Source organism: Amycolatopsis oliviviridis, from assembly GCF_014654365.1.
Lineage (GTDB): Bacteria > Actinomycetota > Actinomycetes > Mycobacteriales > Pseudonocardiaceae > Amycolatopsis > Amycolatopsis oliviviridis.
The window spans coordinates 1,137,419-1,152,853 of the sequence record NZ_BNAY01000001.1 but is presented as its reverse complement, the minus strand read 5'-3'; the positions used below and the strand labels follow the sequence as shown (position 1 = coordinate 1,152,853).

At 70.1% G+C, this 15,435-nt stretch carries 11 protein-coding genes; 3 read left to right on the top strand and 8 right to left on the bottom strand.

From position 1 onward, the window contains the following. Positions 1 to 37: 37 nt before the first annotated feature. Both lanKC and IE302_RS04925 read right to left on the bottom strand, forming a co-directional pair. Complete coding sequence (gene lanKC / locus IE302_RS04930) at positions 38 to 2,557, bottom strand: class III lanthionine synthetase LanKC (protein WP_191252131.1); 2,520 nt, start codon at positions 2,555 to 2,557, stop codon at positions 38 to 40. Continuing rightward, positions 2,558 to 3,703, bottom strand: a complete 1,146-nt coding sequence (locus IE302_RS04925; protein WP_191252129.1) for a cytochrome P450 — start codon at positions 3,701 to 3,703, stop codon at positions 2,558 to 2,560. 297 nt (positions 3,704 to 4,000) lie between these two features. Here IE302_RS04925 and IE302_RS04920 point away from each other — a divergent pair, with 297 nt between their 5' ends. Continuing rightward, positions 4,001 to 4,666, top strand: a complete 666-nt coding sequence (locus IE302_RS04920) for a response regulator transcription factor (RefSeq protein ID WP_191252127.1) — start codon at positions 4,001 to 4,003, stop codon at positions 4,664 to 4,666. Here the strand turns inward: IE302_RS04920 and IE302_RS04915 are convergent. The 5 genes from IE302_RS04915 to IE302_RS04895 all read right to left on the bottom strand — a co-directional run bounded on the left by IE302_RS04915 (position 4,649) and on the right by IE302_RS04895 (position 10,895). Further along, on the bottom strand, positions 4,649 to 7,141 hold the full coding sequence (locus IE302_RS04915; RefSeq protein WP_191252125.1) for an ABC transporter permease: 2,493 nt from the start codon (positions 7,139 to 7,141) through the stop codon (positions 4,649 to 4,651). The two genes, IE302_RS04920 and IE302_RS04915, sit on opposite strands and share 18 nt — an antisense overlap. Before the next feature lies 1 nt (position 7,142). After that, entirely contained in the window at positions 7,143 to 7,880 is a 738-nt protein-coding gene (locus IE302_RS04910) for an ABC transporter ATP-binding protein (protein WP_229907600.1), read from the bottom strand. A 179-nt stretch (positions 7,881 to 8,059) separates the two neighbouring features. After that, positions 8,060 to 8,785, bottom strand: coding sequence for a response regulator (locus IE302_RS04905; protein ID WP_181772075.1), 726 nt, complete (start codon positions 8,783 to 8,785; stop codon positions 8,060 to 8,062). Beyond that, positions 8,782 to 9,918, bottom strand: a complete 1,137-nt coding sequence (locus tag IE302_RS04900; RefSeq protein ID WP_191252121.1) for a sensor histidine kinase — start codon at positions 9,916 to 9,918, stop codon at positions 8,782 to 8,784. The genes IE302_RS04905 and IE302_RS04900 overlap by 4 nt, the downstream gene beginning before the upstream one ends. A gap of 182 nt (positions 9,919 to 10,100) precedes the next feature. Then, entirely contained in the window at positions 10,101 to 10,895 is a 795-nt protein-coding gene (locus IE302_RS04895; RefSeq protein WP_191252119.1) for a TetR/AcrR family transcriptional regulator, read from the bottom strand. Between the two features lie 68 nt (positions 10,896 to 10,963). On the opposite strand from IE302_RS04895, the gene IE302_RS04890 reads away from it, so the two are divergent. Further along, positions 10,964 to 13,681 carry an SCO1167/SCO6262 family helicase gene (locus tag IE302_RS04890; protein ID WP_191252117.1) on the top strand — a complete coding sequence of 906 codons (2,718 nt, stop codon included), beginning with the start codon at positions 10,964 to 10,966 and terminating at the stop codon, positions 13,679 to 13,681. Continuing rightward, positions 13,678 to 14,838, top strand: a complete 1,161-nt coding sequence (locus IE302_RS04885) for an SWIM zinc finger family protein (protein WP_191252116.1) — start codon at positions 13,678 to 13,680, stop codon at positions 14,836 to 14,838. The genes IE302_RS04890 and IE302_RS04885 overlap by 4 nt, the downstream gene beginning before the upstream one ends. Here the strand turns inward: IE302_RS04885 and IE302_RS04880 are convergent. Further along, a complete protein-coding gene (locus IE302_RS04880; protein ID WP_191252114.1) occupies positions 14,775 to 15,422 on the bottom strand; it encodes a DUF4865 family protein in 648 nt (215 codons plus the stop codon). The two genes, IE302_RS04885 and IE302_RS04880, sit on opposite strands and share 64 nt — an antisense overlap. Positions 15,423 to 15,435 lie beyond the last annotated feature (13 nt).

Below are 15,435 nucleotides of genomic sequence, written 5' to 3'. Positions count from 1 at the left end.
TGAGAACCGCGGCCATCTCCTTCACCTCCTTCTTCGATTACCGGACAGGGGCAGCACCGGCCGCCGCCGGTTTCTCACGCCGGCGGCCGGGCAGACCGGGGAACACGGATCCGCCGTGGCGGACCGTGTGCACGGCGGACAGCACACCGGCGGCGCCGGTGGCGAGGTCCATGGACAGTCGCAGGAGCTGATCGCCTGCCACGCCGGTGCCACCGGGCGCGGGCACGGCGTGACGCAGGAGCGTCGGCAGGTCGTCGGCCGTGCCCGCCACCGTGATCAGCCCGGCCCGGCCGGTGAACAGCCCGGCGTGGACATTCCACGGCGGGACCCGGCAGCCGGCGAGCAGGCCGTCGCGGGCCAGCGCCAGCATGGCGTCCGTCCGGTGCTCGAGCAGTGCCTCGACGGCCAGCGCCACCCCGGCGCTGCCGTCGGCCAGGTAGGGCAGCAGCCTGCTGCCGTCGTTGACGTGCAACGCCCCTTGGGCATCCGGCTCGCAGCGGGCGAGATCCTCTTGCAGGGCGGCCGCCGCGGCGTCGAGCCAGGACGCGTCACCGGTCGCTTCGTAGAGCCGGGTGAACGCGAGGCTGATCCCCGAGAAACCCCGGAGCAGACCAGGAATCTGTGGTGCGAACGGGCTGTCGAGCGCGTCCCGGAGCCGGAGCCCGTCGCGTAGCGCGCTTTCCGTCTGCTCGGAATCGCCCGTCCACTCCGCGAAATCGAGCTTGCCCAGCACCAGACCGGCGAGGCCGCCGGCGAGATGGCAGACGGTCAACGGCCGATCCGGCTTCCGGCTCAGCAGGTCCAGCGCCGTGTCCCGCGCACCCAACCGGTACAGCGCCCACGCGACGCCGAGCCGCCCGTTCAGTAAGCCGGGGCCCTGGTGATGCCCGGTCAGCGCGTGCTCCGCCAGCCAGCCGACCTGCTCGTCGGGTACCGGCTGCCCGGTCAGGTGCAACGCGTACAACACGCCCGCCGCGCCGTGTGCCAAGCCGAGACCGGCACCGGGAAGCTGCATCGCGTCCCCCGGGTACAACCGGTCGTCGCGATCGAGGGTGGCGCTCGCGGTGATGGCGGAGCCGATCGACCGGCACACCGACTCCCACGACCGGCCGTCCATCGTGGTTTCGGCGGGGGTGACCAGGGGCACCGACTCCGGGAAGCGCAACGCGCTCGCGATCCGGGCCACGAGCCCGTTCGGCAGCGGGAATTCGCGCCGGGCGTGGTGGAGCAGGTCTTCGAAGCAGCCGGGATCGAGTTCGGCCATCGCGGTCAGCGGCAGGAAACCGAACAGTGCCACACAGGCGAACGCGTACTCGTCGGCGGCGACCGGCGCGAGCCCGGCCGGGGGACGGAACCCCGGCGCCGCCATCGCCGCGCGCGACCCCGACTCGACGGTCGACGCCGCTTCGAAGTCGATCAGGCACAGCCGCCCGTCCGGCCGGATGAGCACATTCTGCGGATGGACGTCGCCGAACGCGAAACCGCGGGCGTGCAGCGTGGCGAGGATGCCCGCGAGCTCGTCGAGCACGGGCAGCGCCCAGCGCACGAACGCGGCACGATCGTCGTCGTCGCCCCCGGCACGCAGCAGCGGGTTCCGGCGGGTCAGCTCCTGATACAGGGTCGGTCCCTCGACCAGCTCCATCGCCAGGAAGTGGTGTTCCCACAAGGTGAAGTACTCATGGACTCGCGGCACGAACCCGGTGTCCGCCAGTTCGGTGAGCAACTCGTGCTCGTGGGTCAGCCGGGTGACGGCGTCACGACCGAGCGCGTCGAGCCCGGCGTGCGGTCGTGCTTCCTTGACCACCACGGCCAAGCCGTCGCCGCGCCGGGTTCCCTTGTACACGCCGCCGCCGTTGGAGAAGTGCAGGGCTTCGGTGATCTCGTAGGGCAGCTCGCCGGACGCTTGTTCGTCGAGCGCGGCCATCCGTTTCGCCAGGAACTCCGGCACGGTCGCCCACGGCGGTGGCGCGAACACCGGCAGCCGGAGATCCGGTTCCGGCGTGCCGTCCGGGGCCTCGATGGACGGGACCGGCACGCCGTCGTTGTCGAGGGTGAACGTTCCGACGAAGCCGCCGTAGCGGACGAAGACCGGGGAATCACCCCAGCGCAGGTCGCTGAGCACATACGGGCCTTCGCGATCGGCGAGCAGCGTGGCCAGGTCGTCGAGGATCCGCTCGGTCACCGTGTCGTCGGCGGGATAGAGCGTGAGGACCTTCCCGCTCGAAGCGCGAGGGGCGTATTTCCCGTTCGTCAGCCGGACCGCGAACTCGCTGCGGAGGAACTTCAGGGCGACACCGTGGCGCAGGCAGTAGGCGAGGACGTCCTCGATCGTCTTCTCCGCCTCGTCGAGCCGAGCGGTGACGTGGATCTTCCAGCCCTGTCGCGGGATCTTGGTCCCCGGGGCGAACGAAACCCACAGTCCTTCCTCGGCGCGGCGCCAGCCTTCCGGCGGCGGCACGGTGGAGACGGTGTAGAGCTCGTCCTCGGTGCGGCTGGGGTCGTCGTAGAACATCGGGTTCGCCACACTCGCCAACGCGTAGCGTTCGAGGGAGGTCATTCAGGGCTCCAGGTGGACGGGGACCGTTTCCGGGCAGCGGACGACGGCCTGATCGATGTAGCCGGGAGTGCCGGCGAGCGCGACGTTCGGGAACTGCCGCTCGAGACGGCCGATCGCGGTGCGGATCACCACTTTGGCCAGCAGCGCGCCGAGGCAGGAGTGCACGCCCCAGCCGAACGCGACATGCGGGTTCGGCCGTCTGTCGAGCAGGAGCTGGTCCGGGTCGGTGAACCGGTCCTCGTCCCGGTTGGCCGACCCGAGCATGGCCAGCACCAGGTCACCGCGGCGCAGGGCGAACCCGTGGAAATCGAGGTCGTCACGGCACATCCGGCCGAGCGCCTGCACGGGACCGCTGAACCGCAGCAGCTCCTCGACCGCGATGTCCTCGTCCCAATCGATCAGCCTGCTCGCGTGTGCCTGCAGGGTGACGAATGCGTTGGCCGCGGCGCTCGCCACCGACATGTAGCCGGGGGAGAGCAGCAGCCGGAAGCTGTGCACGGCGACGTCGCGCTCCACGCCCGCCTCGCGGTAATGCCTGGCGACATGGGCGATGATGCCGTGCTTGCCGGGTGCCCGCATGCAGCGGTCGACGATCCCGCTGAGCGTGGCCCGCGAGCTGATCGCGGCCGCCTGGCGCGCCTTGTCGAAGACGCCGTCCATGCTGGCCGCCATCGCCTCGGCGGCCAGCGCGACCGCGGGGCGGTGCGCTTCGGGAATGCCGACGAGTTCAGCGATCGCGTGCAGCGCGAGGGGCTTGAAGTAGCCGTCCAGCAGGTCGACCGGGCCGCGCCCGGCCAGGCCGGTCAGCCTCGACGCGGCGAAGGCGTTCAGCCCCGCGGTCAGGGAGTCGAGATCCCGTGCCCGGTACGCGGCGGTGAACAGACCGCGCAGTCCCTGGTGTTCCGGCGGGTCCATCGTCTGCAGGGTGTAACTGGTGGTGGGCACCGGAATGCCGGCGCGGGCCGGGTCGGAGGTGAACCTCGTGCTGTCGCGCAGCACTTCCACGCAGTCGCTGTAGCGGGTCACCAGCCAGGCGCCGCTGGCCTCGTCCCAGTACACCGGCGCGTCGCGGCGCAGGTGTGCGTAGGCCGGGTACGGGTCCGCGAGCGCGGATTCGGAAAGAAAGTCGACTTCGACCGCTGACACGCCATCGCCTCCCATGGAATTCCCCCGGTTTCGTTCCGCGATTAGCCGTGTTGACAAGTGACAAAGCTAGGTTGATCGCCGTTCCGGTGTCAACGCATTCGGTTCACTTTCGGGAAATATGCGCACCATGACCGGGTCGAACGAGGACGAAGGATGTACACCTTTTGATCATTTCGACGATTAATATTCGTCCAAGGATTCACCGTAGGGATGCGCGAGTGCGCACGGAGATGACACTTAATAGTCGACTTCGCGGGGCTCGGCCGATATACTGTCGCCGTCGTCGCGGTATCCTGGGTGTTGGTCGAGGTGGGGGTCACGACCATGAGAATTGTTGAAAGATGTATTGACCTGGTACTGATGGGTGGAAACGATCTCTTCCACAATGGATTGCGCGCATTACTGGACAGGGATCCATCTTTCCGGCTGGTAGCGGACGTCGAAGACGCTGTCCAGGTCGATGTGATCATCGTGGATCTGGACTCGATCGATGTCGACGAGTCGTTTCGCATAATAGACAGGTGGCACTCCTGCGGAATCGTCCTCATCGGTGGCGAGAGGGAGCAGGGGCGAGTTCGTGAATTACTTACCAGAGGCGCGTCCGCGTATTTGCGGAGAACGGTGCTATTCGATCAGCTCGCGGCCACCATAAAGTCCGTTTCGGTGGGTTCGGACGATATTGTGATAACAATTTCGCGAGAGGATCTGCCGTTGTTCGCCTCGGCCGCGTCGGTGCGCCTTTCGGCGCGCGAGACGGATGTGCTGGAGCTTGTTTGCCAAGCGTTGAAGAACGACGAGATCGCGAGGCAGCTCTTCATTTCGCAAGGTACGGTGAAACGTCATCTGGCGAATATTTACACGAAGCTCGGCGCGGTGTCACGGATCGACGCGCTGAACAAGGCGGTGGCGGCGGGGCTGCTGTCCGCCCGGCAGGCGGGCCCCGACTCAGTCCGCGCCACGTAGCACTTCGGCCGCCCTGCCGCGCAGGGACAGCGCCGCCGGGACGAGCGCGGAGAGCAGCACGATCCCGAACACCACACCGAGAATGGTCAGGTATTGGCTCGGCGGCAGCACCGGGATCCAGCTGCCGTCGAGCGTCCTGGCCGTGGCGATCAGGCCGGCCAGCGCGGCCACCGTCCCACCCGCCATGCCGAACACGGCCACGACGCAGGCTTCGCCGCCCACCATGATCAGCACCTGCCTGCCGTTCGCGCCGAGCAGCCTGAGCCCGGCGAGTTCGCCTCGCCGCTGCAGGGTCGACGTGACCAGCGTGTTCGCCACGGACAACCCCGCGTACAGCGCGACCAGCCCGATGATCAGGTATCCGGCGTACCGGGCTTCGCCCTGGTCGACGGTCAGGCTCGCCAGATAGTCCGTTTTGGACTGTGCGCGAAGGCCGGCCGTGCCCAGGTCGCCTTCGCTCAGGTATCCGGCGGTGGCGCGTGGATCGGCCGACCGCAGAAGGACCGCACGCGCCGATGTGCCGGACGACTCCGGCAGGTCCGGTGAGAGGACGAAGTCCCCGAACCCCAGTGAATGCCGGTACACGGCGGCGATCCGGACCGGGCGGGCCGCACCGGCGGCGTCCCAGGTGCGGATCTCGTCGCCCACGTGCCAGCCGTTCGGCTCGGCCACCGTCGTACTCACCGCGACCATCGCCCCACGCAACCCGGTGAGCGTTCCCTCGGTGACGCCGAGATCGAGTACGGGCCCGGCGTCACCGGTGTCGAGCGCGACGGCGCCATGCGCCAGAGGGCGGCGTTCGCCCAGCTCGCTGACCTCCGCGATGAGGGAACCGCCATGGATCGCGGTGGCCGCGGTGACGCCGGGTGCGGATCTGATCGCGGCCACGGCCCCTGGGGTAAGGCCGCCGGATCGGCTCGCGATCAGATCCGCGGTGGTGCGCTGTTCCTCCTGTTTCGCCGTCGCGTGCTGCTCGGTCGCGCCGGTGAACAGCAGGCCACAAGTGAGCCCGACGGCGAGGATGACCGGCACCGCGGCCGTCGCCACCAGTCGAGGACGGAGCGCGGTGTTGGCGCGGGCGAGCAGGCCGGCGGCGCCGGAGAGGCCGCTGACCGCGCGGCCGGCGACGGCGATCACCGGACGGCTGATGGCCGGGCCGAGCAGGACGAGCGCGGTGATCAGCACGACCAGCACCATCGAGGAGGCGGCGAGCCCGCCCGCTCCGCCGAGCCCGGGGGAGAGCGCCGCCAGCGCGAGCCCGCCGAGGAAGAGCAGCAAACCGGAAACGGTCCGGAGCAGGGGAATCCGGCGGTCCGGTACCGAGGCCTCGCGCAACGCGTCGGTCGGCCGGACGCGGCTCGCCTGCCGGGCGGCCGACAGCGAGGCGAGCTGGACGACGCAGACGGTCAGCGTCACCGCGATCAGCAGCGGCAGCGGTCCGCGGATCAGGGTGAAGCCCTCGTCGGTGAAGCCGAAGCGCACGAACAAGGTGCGGATTCCGTCGGCGACCGGCGCGGCCAGCACGCAGCCGACTCCGCCCGCCAGCAGTGAGATGCCCAGGGCCTGCACCGCGACCAGCCGCCGGACCTGGCGACGGCTCGCGCCGATCGCCCTGATCACGGCGATTTCGCGGTGCCGCCTGGCGAACACCAGGCCCAGCGTCGAGCTGACCACGAACACGGCGGCCACGAGCGCGAATCCGCCGATGTTGCTGATCAGGCTGACCAGCCCTTCGACGGCGCCCCGGTCCGAACCCGCCAGCGCTTCGTCCTTCGCCGTTCCGGAGAGCACCTCGACCCCGGCTAGCCCGGCGAGCCGGTCGGCCACCGCCTGCTGTGCGGCGGGGTCTGCCAGCCGTACCCCGATGAGGTCGATCCAGTGATCGGAGCCGGTGAGCAGCCCGACGTCGGCGGGCACGAAGTACACCGCCTGCTCGGGTCCGTCGCTCAACCCGGTCACCCGGAAGCCGGACGGGGCTTCGAGCGTCCGCACCGTGTCGCCGACGCTCACACCGAGCCGTGCCGCGAGCTTCCGGTCGAACGCCACTTCGCCCGGCCGGTCCGGCGCGCGTCCTTCGGCTACGGGCGTCGGTGCTTCCCAGGCCCGGCTCAGCTGAGCGGCGGCGTGCCCGGTCAGGACGGTGACGTCGAACGTGGCCATGGGGACCGCGGCGGAAACCCCCGGCACGGCGGCGGCCGACCGGGCGAGATCGTCGGTCATCCGAGGAGGGGCGGCGAGGGCGAGTCGCACGTTCTTGTCGTGGCCGCCGATCTCCACGGGGATGTCCACAGTGGACTTGGCACGGACGACGAGGTCGGCGGAGGAGCCGCGTGGCTGGCCGGTCGGCTGCCGCAGCGCCGACTCGAACAGGATCCCGCAGGCCCCTACGAGGGCCGTCGCGAGCACGGCGGCGCAGATGGCGCCGAGCGCTCCGGCGAGATGGTGGCGCAGAGAGCTGAACGCGAGCCTGAACATGTCAGGCCCCCAACTCGGCCAGCCAGGAACCGATGCGCTCCGCGCTGGGCGACGTCAGCTCACCGGCGACCTTCCCGTCGGCGAAGAACACCACCCGGTCGGCCATCGAGGCGGCTCGCGGATCGTGCGTGACCATCACGACTGTCTGGCCCCAGGTGTCGACGGTTTCGCGGAGCAGTCCCAGCACGTCGGCACCGGCACGGGTGTCGAGTGCCCCGGTCGGCTCGTCGGCGAAGACCACGTCCGGTCCGGTGAACAGCGCGCGGGCGATCGCGACCCGCTGCTGCTGCCCGCCGGAGAGGCTGCTCGGCAGGTGCCGGGCCCGGTCGGCCAGCCCGACCCTGGCCAGCAGTTCGTGAACGGCTTCGCGGCGCACCTTCTGCCCGGCCAGCCTGGCGGGCAGCGCGACGTTCTCCGCGGCGGTCAGGGAAGCGACCAGATTGAACGACTGGAAGACGACCCCGATCCGCTGTCGGCGCACGTCCAGCAGCTTCGACTCGCCGAGCCGGGTGAGTTCGGTGTCGCCGAGGTGGATGCGGCCCTCGTCCGGCTTGTCCAGCCCCGCCGCGCAGTGCAGCAGCGTGCTCTTGCCCGAACCGGAGGGACCCATCAGCGCGGTGAAGGTACCCGCGGCGAAGGTGAGTGACACTCCGTCCAGAGCGAGAACCCGTCCTTCGCCGCGTCCGTACCCCTTGCGCACCTGATCGAGCCGGACTTGCACCGGCCCCGCTCCGGCCACAGGCCGTACCCTCCGAGTTTCTTCTCCCCCAGATACCCGCATCGGCCGAGGATAACAAGAATCCCGACCGGGAAACTGGTTCTTTCGCCGCATTCCGATGGTTCACTCGGAGAGTTGAGTCTGATTACGCACAATTGAGACTAAAGATTCCGGGCGGCGAATCTTTCGATTCTTTTCGGCTATCCGGAGCTGAATGTGGCGACTCCGGTCTCGTACGCGACGATCGCCGCCTGCACCCGGTTGCTCAGTCCCAGTTTGCTCAGCAGCCTGGCCACCCGGCTCTTCACCGCGGGCTCGCTGAGGTCGAGTTCACCCGCGATCTCCAGGTTGGAGTACCCGAGCGCGATCAAGCGCAGGACGTCCAGTTCCCGTGCGGTCAGCTCGCCGAGCCGGTCGCGGGCGCAGGCCACCGCCGAGTCCGGCTTCGCGGTGCCGGGGTCCCGGCGGCGAGCCGTGATCGGTGGGCCGTCCGCGATGTACTGACGCAGGATCCGGCGGGTGATGCTCGGCGTCAGAATGGATTCACCGGCCGCGACGACACTGATTCCGGCGGCCAGTTCGTCGGGGGAGCTCGTTTTCAGCAGAAATCCGTTCGCGCCCGCGCGTAAAGCCGCGTAGACGTAAGAGTCGAGATCGAACGCGGTCAGCACGAGCACCGCCGGGCATTCCCCGAAGTCGGCGGGCCAATGACCGCGCAGTTCGGTTATCGCATCGACCCCGTCGGTCTCCGGCATGCGGATGTCCATCACGATGACATCCGGCCGGTGCCGCAGCGCGGTCTCCAGCACGCGGCGCCCGTCGGTGGCCTCGGCGACCACTTCGAGCTCGCCGCGGCCGTCCAGCAGCAGCCGGAGTCCCGCACGTACGACGTCCTGGTCGTCGACGAGCATGATCCGTAACGTCACGGTTCCTCCACGACCAGTACGGCTTCGACCCGGTAGCCGCCGTCGACCGGCCCCGCCTCGAGACTGCCGCCGAACAGCGCCACTCGCTCCCGCATCCCGACCAGTCCGCGTCCCGACCTCGGGTTCGACGTCTTCTTGGCCGCGCTGCGGCCGTTCACCACTTCGACTCGCAGTGCGTGCGGAAACCGTTCCACCTCGGCCCGCACGGTGGTCGGACCGGCGTGATTGACCACGTTCGTCAACGCTTCCTGCAGAATCCGGTAGGCGGCGGTCTGCACCGACTCCGCCACCTCCAGCGCGGCCGGCGCGATCGTCACGGTGACCTCGTTGCCCGCCGCCCGCACCGGTTCGACCAGCCGGGCGACGTTCCGCAGCGACGGCTGGGTGCGCTGCTCGCCGTCGTCGCTGTCGAGCAGCCCGACGATCCAGCGGGCCTCGGAGATCACCGCCTTGCTGGCGGCGCCCACGTGGCGGAGGCTCGTCCTGGCCGTGGCGGGGTTGACCTCCAGTGCCTCGCTCGCGGCGTAGGCGTGGACGCTGATCGCGCTGATGTGGTGGGCGACCGCGTCGTGCAGGTCCCTGGCGATCCGGCTGCGTTCGGCGATCACCGCGCGTTGCGCGTTCTTCTCCTGCTCGCGCCGCAGTGCCTCGGTGAGCTGGCGGGTGCGCTGATGCTGCGCGCCGAGCAGCCATGCCGTCCCGAACAGGAGCAACCCGCTCAGGTACGGCGTGACCGACGTCGTCTGGCCCAGGATCGCGGGGACGGCCTGGCTCCACACCACGCTCAGGACACCCGAGACGACCTGCGCTCTGCCGGAGAGGAAGTTGCCCGCGCTGTACACGGCCAGCAGCGCGGGGATGTCGCCGAGTGCGGTGGGGTAGCCGCCCCAGGCCACCACGACAGCGACGCCCAGCACCGCGGCCCACGCCGGGAGCGGCCATTTGTGGCGGACCGCCAGTGGCCAGGTGCCCGCGGCGGAGAGCACGAGTTCGACGGCGAGGCGCTGGCCGGACTCGGCGTGGGTGAGCAGCCACGTCCACCAGATGGCGCACAACACGGCCGCCAGCACTATGTCCTGCACCAGCGGCGGCGGCGACCTGCGGGATCGCCACCAGGTCGATACCCAAGTCATGCGAGACCTCCCCCAGGTCATGATTGCCGGAAATCGCGTCGGCCGGGCAGGGCCGTGAACGAAGAAGACACGAACAGACGAATCGCGGCGAAAGTACCGCATCGGAGGTTTCGGCCCGCGGGAACACCGGTGTTCCCGGACGGCCGAAGATCGTTACGCCGGCGGGGTTTCGAGCTCGGCGCTCACGAGGGCAGTTCGGCTCCCGAGGCGTCGGAATCACCGTTGATCAGCTGCTCGACCCCGTCCAGGATCCGCGCCAGGCCGAACCGGAAGGTGTGCAGTGGCGCGCTCGCCGCGCCGTGCGCTTCTCCCGCGGCCTGGCCGATCCGCGCCGCCAGCGGGAACAGTCCCGCGTCGGCTTCGGGGATCTCGGCGAGCACCGGGGCGCTCGCCGTCCACCACTCCATGTCGGTGAGCCCGGACCGCCGTACGAGACTCGCCGATTCGACCGAGCCGCGCGCGATGCCCTGGACGAATCCGTTGACCATCGCCACCACGGCGTCCATCTCCAGATCGGTGAGACCGATCGCGTAGACGGCGGCCAGTTCTCGTTCGTGCTTGGCGAAGGTGTGCGGGCCGAGGGGGAGGCGGCCGGTGGTGACCTGCAGCAGCCACGGATGCCGGTGGTACATCTCCCAGGCTTCCTCGGCGAGGATCGTCATCGTGACCCGCCAGTCGTGGCTCTCCGGCGGATCGGTCAGCTCGCCGTGGACGCGGTCCATCATCAGGTCGAGCAGTTCGGCGCGGCTGGGGATGTAGGTGTAGATCGTCATGGGGGAGACGCCGAGTTTCTCCGCGCCCCGGCGCACCGACAGCGCGCTGATGCCCTCGGTGTCGGCGATCTCGATCGCCGCGGTGACGATCTCGTCGACGGTGAGCTTGGGTTTGGGGCCGCGGCGGGGTTTCTCGCGCACACCCCAGAGCAGTTCGATGGTCCGCCGTGGATCGCCCGTCCCGGTGTGGTCCGCGTCCGTCATCACTTTCTCTCTACGCTGTACAGAGTCGTGTTATCCTGAACTGTACACCGTACAGAGATTGGGGCTGAGTGACGTCTCACGACGGTTTCGGCAGTGTCGTGTTCGAACCGAAGAATCCCCCTCGGGCCAGCGGATTCATCTTCTGGAACGCCGAAGGGAACACGCCGGGGACCGGGGAGGTGACCGTCGCCCTCCCCGAGATCACCACGGTGCCCTGTGTCCGGCTCACGATGGCCGAGGCACTCCCCGCACTGCTGCGTCTCGGTGAGAGCGACGACGACTCCGCGCGCTTCTGGAGTACGGCCGCCGCGGCGGCGTTGAAGCTCGCCGAGGCGGGCCGGCTGCTTCCCGGGGTCACGGAGTCCGATGTGGACGCCTGGCGCGCGGGCCCGCTGGAACCCGCCGACGCGGCCTGGTTGCGCGAATTGTCCGAGGCGATGCCGGCGCGGGCGCGGGCGATCCCCGGCGAGGGGAATCTGCTTCCCGCGAGGTATCCGTTGCTGCGCGCGTTCCTCGACGCCGTGGCCGACACCCTTCCCCGGACGCCCGCGGCCGCGCAGGCGGCGGGGGTCAAAGCTTTCGCCGCTCCGCCCTCGCATCGCGTCCCGCAGCTGCGGGACTGGGCGGCCGAGGTCGCGGCCGGGCTGGACTCCGGGGTCCGGGTGTCGGTGCGGATCGAGGCACCCGGGGACGACTTCGCGATCGGGCGTTTCAGCGGGGTCGTCCAGGTGCACAGCCTCGCCGACCCGGGTGTCCTGATCGACGCCGCCGCGCTGTGGGCGGGCGACGACCGGTTCGGCCCGAGGGCGCGGATCGACGTGATGCTGGCCCTGCGCCGCGCCGCGCAGCTGTGGCCACCGTTGGAACCCCTGCTCGGCGCCGCGGTCCCCGACGAGGTCGGGCTCGGCGACGGCGATGTCACCGAATTGCTCACCACGGCCGCGCCTTTGCTGGCCACGGCGGGTATCGACGTGCACTGGCCCGCCGATCTCGTCCGCGACCTGAGCGCGAAGGCCGTCGTCGGCGGGGGTGACGCGCCATCGGCCGATCTTCCGTCCTTCTTCGCCGGCGGCTCGCTGTTGCAATTCGACTGGCAGCTGGCTCTCGGCGGCGCTCCTCTCACCGCGGCGGAGATGGACGCACTCGCCGAGGCGCACCGTCCGGTCGTGCGCTTGCGCGATCAGTGGGTCCTGGTCGACCCGGCGCTGGCGGCGAAGGCGCGGGACCGCGCCTTGAAACCGCTGACCCCGATCGACGCGCTCGGCGCCGCCTTGAGCGGGACGGCGGAGGTCGACGGCGAGCGGGTGGACGTCCTCACCGACGGCTGGCTCGCCGCGTTGCGGGAGCGGCTGCTCGCGCCACCGGAACCGCAGGCCCCGCCGCGGGGGCTGGCCGCGACGCTGCGCGACTACCAGTTGCGCGGTCTGCAGTGGCTGACCGCCATGACGTCCATCGGGCTCGGCGGCTGCCTCGCCGACGACATGGGACTCGGCAAGACGATCACGCTGATCGCGCTGCATCTGCACCGCGCGGACGGCCCGACCCTGGTCGTCTGTCCGGCTTCCCTGCTGGGGAACTGGGAACGCGAGATCACCCGGTTCGCTCCCGGTGTCCCGGTGCGACGGTTCCACGGCACCGAGCGCTCGCTCGACGACCTCGGCGACGGTTTCGTGCTGACGACGTACGGCACTTTGCGTGTCGACCCGGACCCCCTGGGAGGAGTCCGCTGGGGACTGCTGGTCGCCGACGAGGCCCAGCACGTCAAGAATCATCGCTCTGGCACGGCGAAGGCGTTGCGGACGCTGACGTCGTCGGCGCGGGTGGCGTTGACGGGTACGCCGGTGGAGAACAATCTCTCCGAGCTGTGGGCGATCCTGGACTGGACGACGCCGGGACTGCTCGGCACCATGGCCGACTTCCGTCGTGTGTGGGCGAAGCCGGTCGAGTCCGGAAAGGACCCCGAGGCGGCCGAGCGGCTGTCCCGGCTGGTCCGCCCGTTCCTGTTGCGCCGCCGCAAATCCGATCCGGGGATCGCGCCGGAACTGCCGGCCAAGACCGAGACCGACCGGCCGGTGACGCTCACCGCCGAGCAGGCTGCCTTGTACGAGGCGACGGTGCGGGAGCTGATGGCCGAGATCGCGGGCAGCGAGGGGATCGCGCGCCGGGGCCGGATCGTCAAGCTGCTCACCGGGCTCAAGCAGATCTGCAACCATCCGGCGCAGTACCTCAAGGAACCCGCCGAAGCGGTGCTGGACGGCCGGTCGGGCAAGCTCGAACTGCTCGACGAACTCCTGGGAACGATCCTCGCCGAGGACGGCGCGGTGCTCGTGTTCACCCAGTACGTCGCCATGGCGCGGCTGCTGGAGCGACATCTCGCGCAGCGCGGGATCGGCACGCAGTTGCTGCACGGCGGCACGCCGGTGCCCAAGCGCGAGGATCTCGTGCGCCGGTTCCAGGCCGGTGAGGTGCCGGTGTTCCTGTTGTCGCTCAAGGCGGCGGGGACCGGGCTCAACCTGACCCGTGCCGATCACGTCGTGCACTACGACCGCTGGTGGAATCCCGCGGTGGAGGACCAGGCGACCGACCGCGCGTACCGGATCGGGCAGACGAGGCCGGTGCAGGTGCACCGGCTCATCGCCGAGGGCACGGTCGAGGACCGGATCGCGGCGATGCTGCGGGAGAAACGCGCGCTCGCCGACGCGGTGCTCGCCGGTGGCGAGGCCGCGCTGACCGAACTGACCGACGAGGAGCTGGCCGATCTGGTCGAGTTGAGGAGCCGCCGATGAGCACGCCCGACGATCGCGTCCGCGGTTTCCCCGCCTTCGGGCGGCAGGGCGGACACGGCCAGTTCGCCCGCTCGTGGTGGGGCCGTGCGTGGATCAGCGCGATGGAGGACACCGCGCTGGACCTGCGGCAGCTCAAACAGGGCCGCAAGTACGCCGCGGCGGGCCGGGTCGGTCCGATCACGGTCAGCCCCGGGCGGATCGCCGCCGTGGTCGACGACCAGGAGGGCCAGTACCGCACCGAGGTCCGTCTCGCGGAGCTGACCGGTGACGAATGGGACCGGTTCCTCGACCGGGTCGCGTCCCGGGCCGGGCATCTCGCCGCGTTGCTGGACCGGGACATGCCGCACGATCTCGTCGAGGCCGCCGACGACGCCGGGGTGCATCTGCTGCCCGGGATCGGTGACCTCGACCCGGACTGCGACTGCCCCGGCTGGGAGCTGCCGTGCCGTCACGCGGCGGCGCTGTCGTTCCAGGCGTCGTGGCTGCTCGACGCGGACCCTTTCGTGCTGCTGCTGATGCGCGGCAAGGGGGAGCGGGAACTCCTCGACGAGTTGCAGCGGCGCAACGCGCCTCGGTTCGTGCGCACTGGGGACGACGGCGTGACGGCCGAGCGGGCTTACGCCGACGAGCCGGGCCCGTTGCCGGACCTCGCCGCGTTCGCGCCCTCCGGAGGCCCGACCGTGCCGGAAGCGCCCGGGATCCCGGCGGAGACCTTCGCCCTGCTGGTCGCCAACGCGGGTCAGGCGGCCACCGCGTTGCTGACGTCGCAGCCGAAGCTCACCCGCAAGCAGGACGCCGTCCGCCTCGCCGCCACCCGGCCGGAGACGGCCGATCGCCTGCGCCCGGACGGCAAGGGTGAGGACTTCGACCGCGCGGTCCTCGCCTGGCGGCACGGCGGCCGGGCCGGTCTCGAGGTGCTGGAGACCGCGTGGACACCGCCGCCGCAGGCGATGGGCCGGGCACGGGTCGCCTTCGCCGAGGTGGTGGACGATCCGGGCGAGGGCCTGGACGTCGAACGCAACCGGTGCACCGTCCACGGAACGGGCGTTCAGGTGCGGCTGGGCAAGGACGGGCTCTGGTACCCGTACCGGGATCAGTGGCCCGCCGGTCCGCCCGAGTCCGATCCCGGCGCGCTGTTCGCCGCGCTGCTGGGCTGATCCCACTGCCGTCCTCGCCGCAGCTCGTCCAGCTGTGGCGAGGACAGGTGGAGGATCCGGTACCGGACCTCGTCGGACTCGGGTGCCTCGCCGGTCCACAGGCTGTAGCGCACCACCTGCCAGGTTCGCGGGTCGACGGCCAGTGCGCCCGAATGTGCCCCGTCCCGCCGCAGGTGCTCGTGAAGCCCGTCGAGGGCCTGGCCCAGGAAGGTGACCGGGTCGGTCTCGGCGGGGATCGAGACGACGTGCTTTCCCGCGGCGACAGGCGGAGTGCCGAACGCGGGGCCCTCTTCGAACCCGAGCACGGTCCAGTGCTGCACGGCGGGACGCCCGAACGACTCGACGATGCCGCTGAACGGGCCGCCGAACAGGAAGGCGTTCATCCCGGCCTCGTCGTGCCACAGGTAGAAGGGCGAGTACTGGTTCAGCGTCGAGCCGTCGACGCCACGCTCCCGGATCCCGTACACCTTCAGCCCCAGGCCGGCGAAGTCGTCGAGCAGATGCCCGCGCGTGGCGACACGTTCGCGGATGATGCCCATGTCGTAGTCGGCGGGGAGAGTGATCTCGTACTGCATCGCATGCATGTCGTACATACTA